The organism is Pseudarthrobacter sp. AG30 (assembly GCF_003116525.1).
GTDB lineage: Bacteria > Actinomycetota > Actinomycetes > Actinomycetales > Micrococcaceae > Arthrobacter.
This window is the reverse complement of the sequence record NZ_QEHL01000081.1, coordinates 1-336: the sequence shown is the minus strand read 5'-3', so window position 1 is coordinate 336 and position 336 is coordinate 1. Positions and strand designations below refer to the sequence as shown.

Below are 336 nucleotides of genomic sequence, written 5' to 3'. Positions count from 1 at the left end.
TATCGCCCTCTGCGGTCCCTTACCGCATGATGAGAAAATCGTGGTGCGGGGCAAAATTAACTGGCAGGACCGGATCTGCATCGTCGCCAGGCAGCACCACCCGCTGCATCAGGCGGCGGACGTCACCCTGGAGGCGATGCTGGACTATCCGTGGATCATGCCGCCGCCGTCTAGTACGCCAATGAACATCCTGGCTGATATCTTTCGCGCCCGGCAGTTGCCCTGTCCGCAGCCGGTTATTGAGTGCGCCTCATCCTCGGCCATTAAGGCCTTTCTGTGCGAGAGCGATCTGTTAACGTCGATGCCGGCCCCGGTTTACCGACACGAAGAAGCGCT

The 336-nt window shown here is 60.1% G+C and carries 1 protein-coding gene; it reads left to right on the top strand.

Annotated features, from left to right (window positions below):
* Nucleotides 1-40: 40 nt before the first annotated feature.
* Nucleotides 41-336, top strand: a 296-nt coding sequence (locus tag DC347_RS21395) for a LysR substrate-binding domain-containing protein (RefSeq protein WP_206073988.1), incomplete at its 3' end; no start/stop codon positions are given.